General features: G+C 60.1%; 17 protein-coding genes and 3 pseudogenes. 2 read left to right on the top strand and 18 right to left on the bottom strand.

Features of this window, described 5'->3' with window-relative positions:
• Positions 1-8: 8 nt before the first annotated feature.
• From HV770_RS31360 to HV770_RS31375, 4 genes are all read right to left on the bottom strand, one after another.
• Positions 9-1,070: a YncE family protein gene (locus HV770_RS31360; RefSeq protein WP_175165427.1), complete on the bottom strand. Its 1,062-nt coding sequence runs from the start codon at positions 1,068-1,070 to the stop codon at positions 9-11.
• A 402-nt stretch (positions 1,071-1,472) separates the two neighbouring features.
• The gene (locus HV770_RS31365; RefSeq protein ID WP_175165389.1) at positions 1,473-2,174 is read right to left on the bottom strand and encodes an RNA polymerase sigma factor; all 702 of its coding nucleotides are present in this window, start codon (positions 2,172-2,174) and stop codon (positions 1,473-1,475) included.
• Between the two features lie 13 nt (positions 2,175-2,187).
• Positions 2,188-2,529, bottom strand: a complete 342-nt coding sequence (locus HV770_RS31370) for a cupredoxin domain-containing protein (protein ID WP_175165428.1) — start codon at positions 2,527-2,529, stop codon at positions 2,188-2,190.
• Between the two features lie 31 nt (positions 2,530-2,560).
• Positions 2,561-3,112, bottom strand: a complete 552-nt coding sequence (locus HV770_RS31375) for a DUF4142 domain-containing protein (RefSeq protein WP_175165429.1) — start codon at positions 3,110-3,112, stop codon at positions 2,561-2,563.
• 235 nt (positions 3,113-3,347) lie between these two features.
• Here HV770_RS31375 and HV770_RS31380 point away from each other — a divergent pair, with 235 nt between their 5' ends.
• Positions 3,348-3,776, top strand: a complete 429-nt coding sequence (locus tag HV770_RS31380; protein ID WP_175165390.1) for a hypothetical protein — start codon at positions 3,348-3,350, stop codon at positions 3,774-3,776.
• A gap of 560 nt (positions 3,777-4,336) precedes the next feature.
• Here the strand turns inward: HV770_RS31380 and HV770_RS31385 are convergent.
• The 3 genes and pseudogenes from HV770_RS31385 to HV770_RS31395 form a co-directional block, all read right to left on the bottom strand.
• Positions 4,337-4,583, bottom strand: a pseudogene (locus HV770_RS31385) (rhodanese-like domain-containing protein); the annotation flags it as partial.
• A gap of 199 nt (positions 4,584-4,782) precedes the next feature.
• Entirely contained in the window at positions 4,783-5,031 is a 249-nt protein-coding gene (locus HV770_RS31390) for a hypothetical protein (protein ID WP_175165391.1), read from the bottom strand.
• A gap of 476 nt (positions 5,032-5,507) precedes the next feature.
• Complete coding sequence (locus tag HV770_RS31395) at positions 5,508-5,711, bottom strand: hypothetical protein (protein WP_175165306.1); 204 nt, start codon at positions 5,709-5,711, stop codon at positions 5,508-5,510.
• A gap of 136 nt (positions 5,712-5,847) precedes the next feature.
• On the opposite strand from HV770_RS31395, the pseudogene HV770_RS31400 reads away from it, so the two are divergent.
• Positions 5,848-6,060: pseudogene (locus HV770_RS31400) on the top strand (dihydrodipicolinate synthase family protein); the annotation flags it as partial.
• A 191-nt stretch (positions 6,061-6,251) separates the two neighbouring features.
• On the opposite strand, the pseudogene HV770_RS31405 reads toward HV770_RS31400, so the two are convergent.
• From HV770_RS31405 to HV770_RS31455, 11 genes and pseudogenes are all read right to left on the bottom strand, one after another.
• Positions 6,252-6,557: pseudogene (locus tag HV770_RS31405) on the bottom strand (ABC transporter ATP-binding protein); the annotation flags it as partial.
• Positions 6,558-6,616: 59 nt separating this feature from the next.
• Entirely contained in the window at positions 6,617-7,315 is a 699-nt protein-coding gene (locus HV770_RS31410; RefSeq protein WP_175165392.1) for a cysteine hydrolase family protein, read from the bottom strand.
• A complete protein-coding gene (locus HV770_RS31415; RefSeq protein WP_175165393.1) occupies positions 7,312-7,728 on the bottom strand; it encodes a nitrile hydratase accessory protein in 417 nt (138 codons plus the stop codon). The genes HV770_RS31410 and HV770_RS31415 overlap by 4 nt, the downstream gene beginning before the upstream one ends.
• Before the next feature lie 36 nt (positions 7,729-7,764).
• Complete coding sequence (nthA, locus tag HV770_RS31420) at positions 7,765-8,358, bottom strand: nitrile hydratase subunit alpha (protein ID WP_175165394.1); 594 nt, start codon at positions 8,356-8,358, stop codon at positions 7,765-7,767.
• Entirely contained in the window at positions 8,355-9,050 is a 696-nt protein-coding gene (nthB, locus tag HV770_RS31425; RefSeq protein WP_175165395.1) for a nitrile hydratase subunit beta, read from the bottom strand. Before nthB ends, nthA begins: the two co-directional genes overlap by 4 nt.
• A 10-nt stretch (positions 9,051-9,060) precedes the next feature.
• Complete coding sequence (locus HV770_RS31430; RefSeq protein WP_175165396.1) at positions 9,061-9,816, bottom strand: ABC transporter ATP-binding protein; 756 nt, start codon at positions 9,814-9,816, stop codon at positions 9,061-9,063.
• Positions 9,817-10,365: an ABC transporter permease gene (locus HV770_RS31435; RefSeq protein ID WP_217468665.1), complete on the bottom strand. Its 549-nt coding sequence runs from the start codon at positions 10,363-10,365 to the stop codon at positions 9,817-9,819. It abuts the gene before it with no gap.
• Between the two features lie 251 nt (positions 10,366-10,616).
• On the bottom strand, positions 10,617-11,609 hold the full coding sequence (locus HV770_RS31440; protein ID WP_175165398.1) for an ABC transporter substrate-binding protein: 993 nt from the start codon (positions 11,607-11,609) through the stop codon (positions 10,617-10,619).
• Between the two features lie 163 nt (positions 11,610-11,772).
• Entirely contained in the window at positions 11,773-12,699 is a 927-nt protein-coding gene (locus HV770_RS31445; protein WP_175165399.1) for a LysR family transcriptional regulator, read from the bottom strand.
• 61 nt (positions 12,700-12,760) lie between these two features.
• Entirely contained in the window at positions 12,761-14,443 is a 1,683-nt protein-coding gene (locus HV770_RS31450; protein WP_175165400.1) for a carbon-nitrogen hydrolase family protein, read from the bottom strand.
• On the bottom strand, positions 14,440-15,432 hold the full coding sequence (locus HV770_RS31455; RefSeq protein WP_175165401.1) for an ABC transporter substrate-binding protein: 993 nt from the start codon (positions 15,430-15,432) through the stop codon (positions 14,440-14,442). The genes HV770_RS31450 and HV770_RS31455 overlap by 4 nt, the downstream gene beginning before the upstream one ends.
• Between the last annotated feature and the right edge of the window lie 47 nt (positions 15,433-15,479).

A 15,479-nucleotide genomic window follows, 5' to 3' on the forward strand; every position in this document is an offset into this window, starting at 1 on the left:
TACATACGCTAAGGTGCCGTCGTAGCTTGGCCTCGAGGTTCCATAACGCGCAGCGTCGCCTGCCCGCGCAGGCTTTTCAACGGGTAATAGGAACGGTGTGTCGCGCCGTCCACCGCGACGACATGCGCATTCGGGCCGATGCGACCATCGCCGATCTTGGTGATCTGTCCAGCTGCGACGTTGAACATAGACACGATCCCCGCTTCGCCGGCCACGTAGAGCAGATGCGCGCCCGGGTCGTATGCAAGCACGTCTGGATCCTTGCCGAGCTCGAAGGACGAAACGACGTGCATCGTGCGCATGTCGAGCACCAGCAGCTTATCATTACCTTCGCAGGCGATAAAAGCGAGGCGTTGCTGCCGCTCGACCAGCAGCCCGTGATTGCCCAGCGCACCTGGCAGGTCGATTCGGGCGATGACCCGGTCGCTGCCCGGGTCTATTTCGACTAACTGCCGTCGGGACTGCACGTTCACAAAGATATGTCGGGAAACCGGGTCGTATTGAGTGTTGCCTACCTTGCCGCTGAGCGGGATCGTCGCGATCCGGGTGTCCGAGCGAACGTCGATTACTGTTTCGGTCTCGCCGGTTTGGTCGGAAACATAGAGCTTGTGCCTATCGGGCGCGTAGGCCATGCCGTCCGGGTAGCGGCCGCCCGGCATGCGTGAGGTGATCTTCAGTGTGGTTTCGTCGATTGCGACGATCTCATTCGAGCCGGTGGCCGACGCATACACGCGCGACAACTCGGGAATCGCGAGTACACCGTGGACCGAGGCCACGTCTGGAATCCGTGCGATCACGCGCGCAGCGCGCGTGTCGACCACGATCACCTCGCCGTCCCCCAGATCGGCGATGAACAGGAGGTGGCGGTCCGGGTCGAGGCCTGCGTAGTCGAGTCGGGTCGACCGTCCGCCCAGCGAAACGTCGGCGAGGTGTTTCAACGGCAGGCCGCCCGTTTCAGAGTCGTCGTCCGCACTCAACGCCGAGTACGCGAAAGTCCCCAGCCCGGCAGAGATAGCGCACGCGGCAAGAAGCAGCCATTGAGCTGCGGCCCAAGTCCGAACGGCATTCATGAATCGACGTTTCAATGAGTGAGTTCCACTCGTCGCAATGCGCGAGGTAGCGCGAGGGCGGAGCCAATGTGCAGCAAACGGCATGCCTTCCCAGCGCAATCGGCAAAGGCGCCACGCTCAATCGTCGCTACTGGCGCGAAGCTGTCAGGACGGGATTCATCTTCGGGATCATCGAGGCCTCGACCGCCAACAGTTTGCTTCTCACTCACAGATCCAGTTTAATGGGGCCGTTTGCCAAGCGCTACTGGCCATTCGCAGGCCACCGAGTGCGCCAGGTGCCATCAGTACGGTTGCGTCTTCAGAATCAGGCCAGGTTCCATGATCGAAATCTCCTTCACAATTTCAGTGCCGTAGTCCGTCGGGTCGATACCCGCTTAACAACGAACACGGCATCGGACGCCGTCAGCGCCTGGAATCTTCGTTTCGAGCGATTCGCGCTATAACGTTTTGAACAATCCGATCACAGCGCGCACCGGCGAATTCGAAGAGCTCGCGCTCGGCAAGATCAATGTCTTGCGCCAGCGATTCGCGCAATAGGCTCTTCGCCCGAAAATGCCGGCTGCGGACCGTAGCCTCGGGAATACCGAGGCATTGCGCGGTTTCGTCGACGCTCATTTCTTCCACCGACCGGAGCACGAATACCATGCGCAGAGATCCCGGTAACGTATCGAGCTTTCGCTCGATCAGCGCGCGCATCTCGGCACGTGCCAGCGCCCTGTCCGGAGAAGCAGAATCAGGTAGCGGCATGGCGTCCCTTTCAATGTCAGCGGTGTCCGAATTCACCATAGGGATGATGTTCTGCCTGCGGTTAACACGACGTAACCGGCCGAGACATTCGTTCAGCACCAGCCGCGAGAGCCAGGTGGACAAGGTGGCATGCCCACGAAACCGGCTGATGGACCGGTAAGCCGACAGATACGCCTCCTGCAACGCGTCCTCAGCCTCGGCGTCATCGCCCAGCGTCACGCGTGCCAGACGATACAGGCGCCGGTTGTGTTGCCGCATGACGAGTTCGAACGCCGACTGGTCGCCTGCGGCAATGCGGGCAGCGATGGATAGGTCATCGTCGTTGGGCGTGGACGATAAGTAAGTGGAGTTCGTCATTGCGTGCTGCCTCTCATCGCACAGTAACGGAGCCGTGCATCGTCGGGTGGAAGCGGCATTCGTATGGATAAGTGCCGGTCCTACCCGTGATGTAAGACCACGATGCGTTCGCGGCAATGCTCCCCGAGTCGAAGGCATGGGCATCAGCGGTCACCGTATGAGGAAACAGGTCTTTGTTGATCCACACGATGCGATCCCCGCGTTTCACTTTCAGTGTTGCTGGACTGAAGCGCATGTCTTCCACAGCGACGACGTAGGTTTCCGGCGCTGCAAGCGCATCGCCAGCGGATACCAGCATCGCACAGGTGACGACTTTGCACGCCAGCGCGATGCCGGCCGACCGGACGTCGGCCATCATCAGTTCGCCTTCGGCAGCGCGCCCGCGCTTAGCCACCGCTTTTTCCCAGCGACGCCTGCAAATGCCTGGCGTGCTCGAGGTGCGCGACAAAGGCCGGCCTAACCTTTACGAGGAGCGCTTTCAGCTCTTCGTTTTTTGCATTCGGAATCAGACTTTTGTCGAGCGCATCAAGAACGCTTTCGTGATACGCCACCTCGTGGTCGATGTAGGCGCGATCGAACGCGTGAGCATCCAGTTTCCTGAGGGCCGCGAGATTCGCATCCCCGCCACTCTTCAGGCTCTGACTCGTTGCGTTCTCCTCAGGTGTCACGTTCAGCTTATGCAAGAGATCGGCGGCCGATTTGTTGACCGCGCTGTGATCGGTGATCATTTGCTGGGCAAATGCTTTAACGTCCGTCGACTTCGACTTCGACTTCGACTTCGACCGCGACTCGGCGAGCTTGCCTGCGTCGATGTCGACCTGATTGGCCGTCACCACGATCGCCGCGATCTGCGGATCGGTTGGCCCAGCGTTTTGCGCCCAGCCAGCGATACTGACCAGGGCCAGGATGCCGCACCAGCCTGGGTTGATTAATCTCATGGTGGTGTCTCCGTGGATGTCTCGAACCAGCCCGGAACGACCGGAGCCAGCCCAAACGCGACGTTGCGTATGTAAATAGATGTCACGACTGGACATCCTGTTCCGCGCAACGCCCCCGGGGTTCAGCAGCCGCCAGAGCAGCGTTCTTGCATTCCCGCCTTGCGGTCCTACAATCGTGAATGCCAATGCCTGAAGCGGGTCGCTTTCAGGCTTTTTCGCGCTGGAGGTCCTGCCCATGCGCCATCACGAAAGCCTTTTCATTTTTGCGCGCGGCTGCGCAACTTGCCGGGCCGGCCCGAAGCGCCAGACGACCCTCCGATTTTGCAATATCGCCGCTGTGACGCTGACAGTTGTGCTTCTTTCGCCCGTATCTACCGCAGTCGCGCAGACTATTGCGATTGTCTCAGGCACTTACGGCAGTAGCTGCGGAGTGCGCCACGGTAACGATACGCGACGCCTTGCGGCGGAATGCGCAGGACGGATGTCATGCCGATATGTCATAAAAGAACGGCTCACAGACAATCCGTCGCCTGAATGCAGAAAGGACTATCGGGCGGAATGGAAGTGCGGCGCGCAGGAATTCCATACCGCCGCAGTCAGTCCCGAGGCGAATACCGGCACGCTCGCGATTAGCTGTGTTGCATCACACGGCGCCGGCAAATAGTGCGCGAGAAACGGCGACAGCACTGCGAAGGCTGGAACGGCGGCTTGTTGCCCCACGGCGACGAATTTCAGGCACGAAAAGTACACGGCGCACGGCCGCACGGAGGTCACGCGGCTTAACCGAGGGCCAGTCGCTGCTCGTTCGTGCCATCGCCGAGGGGCTTGAAATCGCTCGGTGCGGTCAGCTGCGCAGTGGGTGCGCTTCATGCATTGCTTCTCCTACTCGACGGGACGGGGTGGGACGAAACTCGTCGGCGCAACGCTCGCCGACATCTGCGTCGACGAACGCGGGGCTCGCTGACTGCATCTAATCGGCACGGGGGTAGCCGGACGGGCAAGCTCGCATTGTCGCTGGGGCGAACGGCGCTCGACCAGCATCTCGTGCAGCGGCGACTTCCTCCCCGCCGGCACCCTGTGATCCGAAAACGCCGCTCGTCGCGAAGCCCGAGCAGGACAGCACCATGGGCATCACCTAACCCGATTGTCGAGCGCGATGCGGCGCTTCTTCGATCAGGCCGCCGACGTCATCGGCGCCGATCATCCGACGGCTGCGGAAAAGCTGCGATGGATTGCGCGTCAGACTGGTGCCGGTCGCCCACGCGACATGCAGACTGTCCGGCACGAGTCCGACAAATTTGCGTTCTTCGGCGGTGCGCACATCCACCAGCACGGCATCGCCGGCCTGGACGAGCGCCCACGCATCCTGCGGCGGCACGCCGCCCGCGTAAGGCAAACCGGCATCGGCCGCGCGGGAGCGGGCGGCTTCGAGCAGCGCGCGGGTGGGTCGTTCTGCGAGTTCAAGCGTCATGACGTCTCCTTCGATATCATGCGAATTCTCACCCGCTGGTTCAAGGCACCGGCGAAAGCAACCGCCAATAGCCATCAGGAGACACTATGAAAGAGACACGACCGAAGCCGAACCAATTAATTGTGATTTCTAAATAAGCACCGGTTTGGTCGCTGCGGCTCGAAACTGCCCTGCTCCACGTCACCGACCGCCGCGAACTTCATTCCGGCGGGATCTCGAGCGGCACGACAAACATGCCTGCGGTGAATTCCATATGAAAATAGCCGCAGCGCGCGTAGGCCGCGATGCGTTCGAGCCGCTCGGGCGATTGCGCACCGTGGCCGGGCCCAGGCCTGTCGGGGGTGGCTTGATCAGAGCTAACGCTCGCATGCTTTGACCATTGCTTCTGTAGCGCGCGCAGCGGATGCCGAAGTCCAACCCGGAACAAGGTTGTGCAAAGCGTGGCCATACGGCCTCCGTCGATTCATGGCTATACGAACGAATCTAGTGGCCCGCAAAAAGAAGCGCAAACAAGCTTTTATGGATTGGTTTTCGGAAAACGCATCAAACGCTAGTCAAGCCGGGTAGCCGCCGTTGCAAAGTCAAATCCACGCGGGAATAACGTTGCGAAAATAAATCGGTTCAGTCGCGCAGTCGCTCCGATAAAGTGATCCGGCATCGCGAGTGGCGTCCTTGCGCCTCACGCTCGAGCGGCGAATTGATCGGCGCGTTGCCGACGATGCTGAGCGAGTTCGGCCGGCTGCTACTGAAGCGAACCGCGCCGCGCGTCAAACTTCATTGAATGCCACAGTGCCATCGCTCATGATGGGAGGTCGCGCCGCCGGGCGGCACGGCTCGACCTCCCATCGTGCACGGCTGTGTCGTGTCAGGGCACCGGAGTCTGATGCACGCGCCCGCTGAAGTGAGCATAGAGGTTGTGGAACGTCAGGTTCGCCGTCGTCTGCCGGGTGGAGCCGTGCCGCTCGCCATATGTGGAGTCAGCACGACGCTCTCGAGCCCCCGCAAATCCGGACCCACGTTGGGCTTGTCGCGGAACACGTCGAGCGACTTAAGGTCGTCAAGAGCGATGAGCAACTGAAGTTGCTTCGTGCGCAGCCTCGACATCAACACTTCGACAGTTGTCTTCATCGTTTGACCGTGCCTGCAGCCCGAGTCGGAAAAGTTGTCTGATAACAAAAAAAGCTTTCAATATGCGACTTCAAGTTTTGGGACGTATAGTCGGGCCAATCGTCAATTGTCGGAAATTACACAGATGGAGGGCTACATGGCAAGCGCAACCTACCGCGGCGTATTCCCGGTTGCGCCCATCGTGTTCGACGACAGGGGGTGCCTCGACCTTGATGGTCAAAAGCGTGCGATAGACTTCCTGATCGACGCCGGGTCCAATGCCGTCTGTATTCTCGTGAACTTCTCCGAGCAATTCGTACTGACAGACGAAGAGCGCACGTCCGTGCAGAACACTGTGCTGGAACACGTGTAGCTCGACCCACAGCGCAGCCTGCTCGACATCCAGACACGCCAGCTAAGCGCGAAAGTGCAGTTGCTGCATGCGCTCGGCGGCGGATGATCGCGCGATGAACAGGCTAAAGTGACCGCAACGCCGGCACTCGTCGCAACGACGACGCAGCACAGCGCAAGCTAAACCTTCCTGCGCACGGCAAGTGCCGTTCAAGGGTTGAGTGCTGCCAAATCGGACGGCTGACATGCACGTCCTGAAACATCCTCGTCGTCGTGCGCGGCCGTGGGCGGGTGGATCAATGCCTCTAGCCGCGCCTTGGTTGCGAGAAACGCCGGCGACGTAACCTGCGAATAGTCGCGGGGCTGCGGCACGGGCACCTCGATCAACTCCTGCACCTCACCGGGATTGGCCTTCAGGACCAGGATGCGGTCGGCAAGAAAGATCGCTTCGTCCTGGCCATGGGTGATGAACAGCGCAGTGACGTCGAAACTGCGCCAGATATCGAGAAAATGCGTACAGAAACACAACTTGCCGTTGGCGCCTATAAGATGGATCCCACGGAAATGCACGTCCATCACGGATCGGATGGCGTGGTCACTTCGCTTAGACAGACCAGGATGTCCTGCATTGAAGCGGTTGTAGCCAGATAACCTCCTTCGATCTGCAACAGGCGCAAGGCGATCTCATGTTCTTGCGGGTCAGGTTCCGCGCAGCAATCGGTGATCACCAGCACGTTGAACCCGCGGTCGCTCGCCTCGCGTGCCGTGGAGGTTACACACACGCCAGTTGTGACGCCCACCAGGACGAGATTCGAAATTCTCGACGTAACCAGCAGGTGATACAGGTCCGTTCCATGGAAAGCCCCCGTGCCGGGCTTGTCGATCACGATCTCGCCAGGCCGGGGTTCCAGTTCTGGAATGAATTGCCAGCCTGCTTCGCCACGTATCAACAGCCGTCCGAGCGGTCCATGACTGCCGATTTCCGCACCGGCACGCGCGGTCTTCAGCCGCTTGCTCTCTGGCAGATCGGAGAGATCCGCGCGGTGACCTTCACGGGTATGGATAATCTTGAGACCTGCCACAGCCGCGCGGTCACGGACCTCCTGGATGCGCGGAACGATCTTCCGGGCGGCCGCGATATCGCCTCCGCGCATCGCCATATAACCAAGTGGATCACAGAAGTCGCGCTGCATGTCGATCACGACGAGCGCCGTTGCCGCCGGATTGAAATCGCCCGTAACCGGGAAATCGTAAGGCGTGCCACACACTCTCATTGCCCACACTCCCGATTGATCGGTGAAGGCGAAAGCTTCATGTCAGCATGGTCGATGCCATGCTCGTGGTCATGATCGTGCGCATTTGCCGCAAGCGCAGCACGAACCGCTTCCTCGGCGGCCATCAAACTGTGATCCCCGAACACGCCTTTCAGTTCAAGCAGTCCGCTGAGCGCAGCGACCCAGCGCGAGTAATACACTTCATCGCTGTCGATGGGACCGACCTGTCGCTCGAACGCGGCAATTTCCTCGATCAGCTTCTGCTGGAAGTCCGTCAGCGAGAATACCTTGCGCTCTGCTGCGGCCAGAACAAGGCCGAATGCACGCGCCGACCACGGTGTCGGAAAGCTGAGCGCCTCGAGATCACGAAATTCGACGAGCGATTTACACACCAGTACATCTTCCGGTTTCATCTGGTTTTCCTTTAACCAATCTGCACGATCGCTGGCCTACGCGACGACATGTGCGACGCCGATCATGGCGTCGCGTGTGACGAGCGCCGCGAGTGCCTCCACGTCGAGCAAGTCCGTTCCGCACGGCCGCTCGGGTAAGACCAGATAGCGAATCTCCGAAACCGAATCCCAGACGCGAATCTCGACGTCAACGCCAAGTGCGAGGCCCATCTCCTCCAGCACGCGACGGGGCTCGCGTACGAGCCGCGAACGGTACGCACTCGACTTGTACCAGGCCGGCGGCAATCCGAGGATCGGCCATGGGTAGCATGAACACAGCGTGCATATCACGACGTTATGAACCGCCGGGGTGTTTTCGACAACGTGCAGCATTTCAGTTTCCGGGCCACCGATACCGAGTTCGGCGCATGCAGCAAGGCCGTCTGCAAGCAAGCGCGCCTTGAAGGTCGGATCCGTCCAGGCTTTCGCTACCACACGAGCGCCGTTCTTCGGACCCACTGTCTCTTCGTAGTACCGGACAATCTGATCGACGCGCGCGGATTCGAGCACGCCGATTTCGTTCAGCAAGCTTTCGATCGCCTCCGTGCGAACCGCCTGCCACGGTTTTTCCTCACTCGGTCGATGTGTCATACCGGCTCTCCGTCAACGGGTTCAAGATGGTCCTCGCTCAGATCGATCTGCGTAAAAACGTTGGATTCGGCTTGGGGCCCCCACAATTCGTACGCGTCGAACCGCACGTTGTAGACAGGCTGAGGTTTTTCGCCGCGATAATGCGCGCGCGTATCCGGAAAGACCCAGCCTTGGGCGTTGACAATCGCGATCGTCCCGGTTTTGCCGCGGGTATACGCTGTGACACGTGTATGGCCCTCGGGATGAAGGTTGCGAACGCGAACACGCTGGCCGACGTTATAGCGTGGCATCACCTCGACCTCCTTGCGCCATGCACCCCAGCGAATTTTCATGGCGTTAGGCAACGGCCAGTTTCGCGTGTGGGGCTCAAGGGGAACAGTGCCGCAGGCGTCATCGAGATATTCCTCGATGCGCCGCCTCACCTCTTCCCCGCGAAGTATGTTCTTGCGCTCCAGCAGTCGCTCCATGGCAAGCAGCCATCGGCCGTAATAACCAACCGCGAGGTAGTCTGCCGCATCCAGCCGCTCGATCTCGTGACGATGTTCATCGAGGCTCCAGATACCTGTGGTGTCGAGAATCTGGGTCATGCAAAAAACCCGACCTTCCCACCGCGCGTGAAAGACAGGCTCATCACGCTCGACTTCGACTGCGCCGAATCCGTGCAAGCCCCCCATGTCGTGAATCCCGTTCATTACCGTCCTCTCAGTCGATATAGCTTTCGAGCTGCTTCTGAAGGTCGAGAAACGCGGGTGCATAGCGGTCTCTCATGTCGGGCGCGCGAGTATCGGCATCGAACAGCACGCGGGCCGGACGAGCTCCCAGCACGATGACGCGATGACCGACCAGGATCGCCTCCTCGATGTTGTGCGTCACCATCACCATTGTCTTGCCGGTACGCTGCCACAGGTCGTGCATGAGGACGTGCATGCGCCTTCGCAAGCCGACGTCGAGCGCGCTGAACGGCTCGTCGAGCAGCAGCACCTGCGGCTCGGTGATGAGCGCACGCGCAATCGCCGCGCGCTGGCGCATGCCGCCGGAAAGCTGGTGCGGATAGGCGTGCGCCGCATCGGCGAGACCCACGGTATCGAGCATCTGCCTGATCGCGGCTTTCTTGCCCGCGCCCGGCGGCGGGCGGAACTTGAGTGCGAAGCCTATGTTCTGGCTCACGGTCAGCCATGGGAACAGGTTGTTTTCCTGGAAGATCATCACGATCTCCGGCGTCGGGCCGCGCAGATAGTGCCCGCGGAACAGCACTCCGCCACTCGGCTCCGCCTGGACGAACCCGCCCAGTGCCTTGAGCAGGGTCGTTTTCCCGCAGCCTGATTTGCCGAGCACGCAGGTCACTTCGCCCGCGCGCAGATCGAGACTCAGATCTTTTATCGGGGACGGACGCCCACCATAGTCCACGCTTAGATGCTCGACGCGGAACGCGTCCCAAGGTTGCGTGTGCGTCAACATTCAGACCTTCCACCAAAGGATGTAGCGGGCGACGAAGCCAAGCAGCTTGTCCACCAGAAAACCGGACAGGCCAATCACCACCATGCCGAACATGATGAGATCGTTATTAAAGAGGTTGCGCCCCATCATGATGATTGCGCCGAGACCGTCGCGCAGCCCGACCATTTCCGCCACCAGCACTGCCATCCAGGCGGCGATGAAATTCGTGCGCAATAGCGTAAAGACGCCCGGCAGGATCGCCGGCAGGACCACCCACAGCCAGCGCTGCGGCGCGTTCGCGCCGAGATTGCCGGCGACCGTGAGAAATTCCTGCGGTACCCGTTCAATCTCTGCGAGCGTCGCGATGGTCAGAATGAAATACACGCCCATGAAGACAATGAACACTGCCGTCGTATTTCCGATGCCGAACACGACGATCGCGGTGGGGATCCACGCAATCGGAGCAATTGGCGCCAACAGCCGCAATATCGGGCCGAGGCTCCAGGTTGCAACGCGCGACAGGCTCAGCAGCGCGCCTGTCAGCACCGCGGCGACGAAGGCCAGCGCCATCCCTGCGAACACGCGTGCGAATGTCGATAGCACCGACGCGTAGATCGACTCGGCCTGCGACCCGAGTCCGACCTTGAAATCGCTCTGCGCGATCGCTCGCAAGAACTGACTCGGTGGCGGAAGGATCGCGGCAAGCGCCGAACCGCTGGAATGCCCTGCCCACTCCCACACCATAAGCACACAGCCAAGCGACAGCCATCCCGTCACGAGGGGTAGCCAGGCGGGTGGATTACCGGCTTGTCGATGCATGATCACTGCTCGATCGACTTGATCATGTCAAGCCTGAAGATATCCTTCGCTGTTACATTGCCCTTGATGTAGCCCAGCTTTGTCAGGTCCGACACGACGCTTTGGATCGCATTCACATCAGGCACGAACGAGATGGGTGCCGGCGCAGACTTGAACGAGGACAGCAGAACCGCTGGCGAAACCCTGAAGTAGTGTCCTTTGGATAGCAACGCCACCGCCTGGTCTGGGGTCCGGTTGATCAAATCTGCTCCGCAGACGAGTCCCTTCAAAAATGCGTGCACGACCTGCGGACGGTGAGTCAAAGTTTCGTCGAGTACGCTAACAACCGTATTCGGCGTATGCAGTGTCCAGGCCTGCGCGTTGTTCGCAAGCACAGTCGCGCCCTTCGTTGCGACCATCTCGGTTGTATAAGGCTTGATGTGGCTCAGCATATCCACCTGACCTGTACGAAACGCTTCGACCATCGCGAGCAGGTCATTAAAGTAGACAAACTCGACGTCCTTACTGTCAATGCCATTGCGAGCAAACTCGCGCGTGAGAATCAACTCCAGTGTGTCACCCTGCAGCGTCGCGATCTTCAGTTTTGGCTTGCCTGCCTTGATATACGCTTTCAGATCGCCGAACGACCTGAAGCCCAACTGCTGGCTGGCAATCACTTCCATCACGCCCCAGCCCCCGGCAGCTGAAATCACGCGAATCGACACGCCGCTATTAGCTGCGAAGAACGGCAGCGTGAACGGATTGATGCTGAAGTCGATCTTGCCGCCAGCGAGCGCGGCGTTGTTATCGCCTGGGTTCGCGAAAAATACCGTATCGACATCCAGTCCGCTTTGCGCAAAACAGCCGCTTTCCTTGGCGACGAAAAGAGGCGCCATGTCGAGCGCGACTAGGTGGCCGACCTTCACTTTTGTCAACGCCTGTCCGGCGTCGGCCTCGGCGATTCCGGCGACTAGCAGAAACGTGACTGACAAAAGCGCTGCGACGAGTGTTCGCATCAAAGGTTCTCCGGCTTGTGCTGTTAGGTAACAGGTAATGGTGAAATGACGGAGCCGATCGTAACTAACCCAAAATGGTCGAAAAATAGTGGTGTCTCAATGTTTGCATTGACGCAGGCGATATGGACGCCAGCCGGACCAGCTCTGCGTTCGCATCCGGAGCCTAGCGGGGACCCGTAGGCAGTCCGCCGCGTTGCACCGGGCCGAGACAGTCAATGAACGCCTGAATCGCCCGCTGATGCGCACCGTTCACATGGGTCACCAGAGAGAAATCGGAGTGTCGAACGAAATGCTCGGGTAGCAACTCGATCAGTTCACCACGCCCGACCCACGCCCGTGAGTAGTGTCGTGGCAGAAACCCTATATAGGCGCCCGTCAGTATGAGATGGACGGCCGCCTCGACGTTCGTCACCACGGCGTTCGTGTCGTCGGTATGCGCGTCGTGCTGCGGGAATTCGAGCGGACCGAGAAATCCGCGCACCACCTTGCGTGCCCCGGGAATTGCCTGACGCAGCGCCTCCGGATTGCCCCCCGCTGCGAGCGGATGATTACGCGCGCAAACAAGACTGTCCGTCTCCCGGTAGAGCGGCCGGTACTCGAGAGACGGCAATCGGCCATAAAAAATGCCGATCGCCGCGTCGAGCGTGTGATCCAGCAGTCGGCGCTCCATCTCCTGCGGCGACAATACATCTAGCGCAAGACGGACCCGATTGCCGGAATGCCCGACGAAGCCTTCAAACAAAGCGCGCAGCGGCGAGTCAGGATCTGTGACGACGTTATCGAGGAAAGCAACGCGCAGAACACCACTAAGTTCGCCGCGCAACTCGTCCGCATGCATCTGGAACGCGTGGATCGACTTGAACAGATCGAGGACGTGCCGATAGCAGGCCTCGCCCTCGACAGTGAGACTGAAGCCGCTTCGTCCACGGTGACATAACGTGACGCCAAGTCTTGTCTCCAGTTGTGCCATCTGTGTGCTGATCGTGGACTGGCTGACGTTTAGCACCATCTGCGCGTTCGAGAATCCTCCCGACTCGACCACCGCCCGAAACACCCGCAACAACCGCAGATCAATATCAGTGATGACCATGACATCCCCTTACGCGCACCGCTTTGCCTCTCGCTGGCAGGCGTGCCGCGCACCGGTCACGCTATGACGCGTCCGTCAGGACGGAATAGGTTTGCACGAGACGATTGCGCACCATGTCCACCCCGGGGATCATCCGTTTCTGACGTGACAGCGCGAGATTGGCATATTCTGGCATCACCGCCCCCCAGCGCGGCGTCGGAACCGCGACCTGCTCAAAGTCCCAGACCGGGAATCCATTGGGTGGCACAACGAATGACCCGCCCGGATAAGGGGCATCCGTACGATTTGCGCAGACCAGATAGACGCGGTTATCCTCCGCTTTGGGGACAGCCAGGAGGCGCCGCTGGTTCGGGTGTTCCCATGCGCAGCACCAGACAATGATTTCCGCGCCCATGAGCGTCAGCACCCGGCTCGACTCAGGAAACATGCCGTCGTAGTCGACCAGCACGCCTAGACGGCCATATCGCGTGTCGAAGACCGCGAAGCCCTCGGCGGCCGACTGTGCCCATGAGCTTACCCGCGGCCCCAAGTGCACCTGACGTTGGCGGCCTATCATGCCGGAACCGTCCAGCAGCACAGCTTCCGGATACAACTTCCCCTCATATTCTCCGACGCCGGGCAAGATCACCAGCGCATCGTAGCGCGCGCAGATTCCGGTAAGCCGCTCGATCAGTGCTGGCGCCATCTGCGCCTGTTTACGCGCGCTCGCCGCGGATAACACCCAATCCGTCGCGCCGAAATACAGCGGAAGCGCAATGACCTTTACCCCGAGGCGGCACGCATGTTCAACCATCTCCACCGCATCGTCCACCGAGTGGTCTCTCGCAACATGAGCCTGAATGGCGGCGACCTTCGTGGTACGTGTTTCCGGCACGACAGACTCCTCAAGAATCGCGTTCAACGGGGTGCGCTTGAAGTCCGTCGCGAGGATTCGGTAGGCGTCCGGGCGGCGATCCTGCATCTTTTCCCCGCCAAATTGCCAGCTGCGGGCGTTCTGCGTACCTACCACAATATCGGCTGACACAACCCCGTGCATGTCGTACGGGATTCTGGCCTGAACATGACCATCAGGCGCGACGATCATGCTGCCGCCAGGATAGTAAATGCTGCGCTCGACGCCCGCCTTGGTCGCCGCGATGAACCACACGCCGTTCTCATAGGCTCGCGCCGGCACCCACATCTCGGCCTGGTCCATGGCGAAGAAATTCGCCATGTCGAGCACCACTTCGGCACCTTGCGCGGCGAGGCAACGGGCAATTTCAGGAATCCGGCCGTCGAAGCAGATCAGGAGACCAATGCGCCCCAGCTCCGTGTCCACCACCGGATTGCCCTTGGCGCCCACTTCGAACCAGTTCTGGTCGTGAGTCGCGAGGAACTGCTTCTGGTAGTGGCAGATCAGTTCGCCGTCCGGGTCGAACAACAGCGCGGTGTTATAGACCTTGCCGTCGGCGCCTTCTTCCGTGAAACCCGAAGCAACGTAGATGTCATGTTCGCGACACAATGTGGCAAGTGCTTCGCAGTATGCGCCGTCGAGCGTTTCGGCCAGCTGCCGGCAGTGCTCGGCCGAGTCGAACAGGTATCCCGAGTTCATGCACTCGGGAAACACGACGAGTTGTGCCCCCTGACGCACGGCCTCTGCAACGTATCGTTTCACGAGCGCGATGTTGGCCGGCAGGTCGCCGAGTTCCGCCAAGGTCTGCACAACTGCTGCACGGAAAGTCTTGATCACGTTTGAACTGCTCATTTTGCAAAGTCCTTGCTGGTCAGGATGAGGGATGAGACGTCGACATGTTTCTTCAGGACACCTTCCTTCTGAAACACGTCGACGAGTGCCTGGTAAGACGCGATGTCGGTCGCGTCGATCTCAGTCCAGGCGCGCAGATAGGGTTGGGCCACGATACCGACCTGGTCCGGCTTGATGGCGGTATATCTGGAAATCACCGGGCGATAGGCGTCGAACGACTGATTGGCCATGCGGGTAGCCTCGTCAAGCACGGCAACGATCTTGCGGGCGGTCTCAGGCTTCTCCTTGATGAAGCGAGTAGTCAGCACCGAGACGCCCGAATAGAAGGGATCGGCCACCATGGTTTCAGCCGGATTGGTCATCGCGCGTCTCGCCTCCCCCGACGCCACGGCGATCGAACCGACCGGTTCCAGCGACAGCGTCGCATCGACACCGCCGGACACCACGGAAGGCACCTGCAGGCCCGTGGCAATGTCCTGCAAACGGACATCCTTGTCCGGGTCGAGGCCCGCCTGCCTCACCATGTAGCGGGCGATGGTGCGCCACTGAACGCCCGGCAGATGTCCAAGACTCTTGCCCTTCAGATCCTTGAAGGATCGGATGGAGGAGTTCTTCGCGACAATCAGACCATCATTGATGCGGCCGGCCTTGTTCCCGCCGCCCTCCAGCCCAAATATCTTGAAACTGCCGGGAAAGCGCGATTCGGCCAGCGCTGTAATGCCCGCCGCCGTGCCGGGCGCGCCGACGTCAGCCTGCCCGGACACGAGCGCGTCCACGATCTGGTTCGGGTTTTCGAAGCGGACCGACTGTATTTCGATGCCCGCCCTCTCGAACAGCTTGTTTTCCATCGCGACGTAAAAGGCCGTCGTCTGCATGATAGGCAGCCATGCAATGGTTACCTTTTCCATCTTTTCCGCTGCTTGCGCCGAAGTCGCGGCGAGCATAACGATAGCCGCGGACGCCGCGGCCAGAATGTTTGCCAATCTCATGTGAACCCCGCGAGGACGTTTTTGAGGAAATTTCGTTTTCTTAAAGA

The organism is Paraburkholderia fynbosensis (genome assembly GCF_902859935.1).
Taxonomy (GTDB): domain Bacteria; phylum Pseudomonadota; class Gammaproteobacteria; order Burkholderiales; family Burkholderiaceae; genus Paraburkholderia; species Paraburkholderia fynbosensis.

Excerpts from the sequence above, each read along its gene's own strand:
- HV770_RS31390 (WP_175165391.1), bottom strand. The coding sequence starts at position 5,031 with ATGGCCACGCTTTGCACAACCTTGTTCCGGGTTGGACTTCGGCATCCG.
- nthB (WP_175165395.1), bottom strand. The coding sequence starts at position 9,050 with ATGAACGGGATTCACGACATGGGGGGCTTGCACGGATTCGGCGCAGTC.
- HV770_RS31450 (WP_175165400.1), bottom strand. The coding sequence starts at position 14,443 with ATGAGCAGTTCAAACGTGATCAAGACTTTCCGTGCAGCAGTTGTGCAG.
- HV770_RS31435 (WP_217468665.1), bottom strand. The coding sequence starts at position 10,365 with ATGGCGCTGGCCTTCGTCGCCGCGGTGCTGACAGGCGCGCTGCTGAGC.
- HV770_RS31370 (WP_175165428.1), bottom strand. The coding sequence starts at position 2,529 with ATGGCCGACGTCCGGTCGGCCGGCATCGCGCTGGCGTGCAAAGTCGTC.
- HV770_RS31410 (WP_175165392.1), bottom strand. The coding sequence starts at position 7,315 with ATGAGAGTGTGTGGCACGCCTTACGATTTCCCGGTTACGGGCGATTTC.
- HV770_RS31415 (WP_175165393.1), bottom strand. The coding sequence starts at position 7,728 with ATGAAACCGGAAGATGTACTGGTGTGTAAATCGCTCGTCGAATTTCGT.
- HV770_RS31455 (WP_175165401.1), bottom strand. The coding sequence starts at position 15,432 with ATGAGATTGGCAAACATTCTGGCCGCGGCGTCCGCGGCTATCGTTATG.
- HV770_RS31430 (WP_175165396.1), bottom strand. The coding sequence starts at position 9,816 with ATGTTGACGCACACGCAACCTTGGGACGCGTTCCGCGTCGAGCATCTA.
- HV770_RS31440 (WP_175165398.1), bottom strand. The coding sequence starts at position 11,609 with ATGCGAACACTCGTCGCAGCGCTTTTGTCAGTCACGTTTCTGCTAGTC.
- HV770_RS31360 (WP_175165427.1), bottom strand. The coding sequence starts at position 1,070 with ATGAATGCCGTTCGGACTTGGGCCGCAGCTCAATGGCTGCTTCTTGCC.
- HV770_RS31380 (WP_175165390.1), top strand. The coding sequence starts at position 3,348 with ATGCGCCATCACGAAAGCCTTTTCATTTTTGCGCGCGGCTGCGCAACT.
- HV770_RS31445 (WP_175165399.1), bottom strand. The coding sequence starts at position 12,699 with ATGGTCATCACTGATATTGATCTGCGGTTGTTGCGGGTGTTTCGGGCG.
- HV770_RS31395 (WP_175165306.1), bottom strand. The coding sequence starts at position 5,711 with ATGAAGACAACTGTCGAAGTGTTGATGTCGAGGCTGCGCACGAAGCAA.
- HV770_RS31365 (WP_175165389.1), bottom strand. The coding sequence starts at position 2,174 with ATGACGAACTCCACTTACTTATCGTCCACGCCCAACGACGATGACCTA.
- HV770_RS31375 (WP_175165429.1), bottom strand. The coding sequence starts at position 3,112 with ATGAGATTAATCAACCCAGGCTGGTGCGGCATCCTGGCCCTGGTCAGT.
- nthA (WP_175165394.1), bottom strand. The coding sequence starts at position 8,358 with ATGACACATCGACCGAGTGAGGAAAAACCGTGGCAGGCGGTTCGCACG.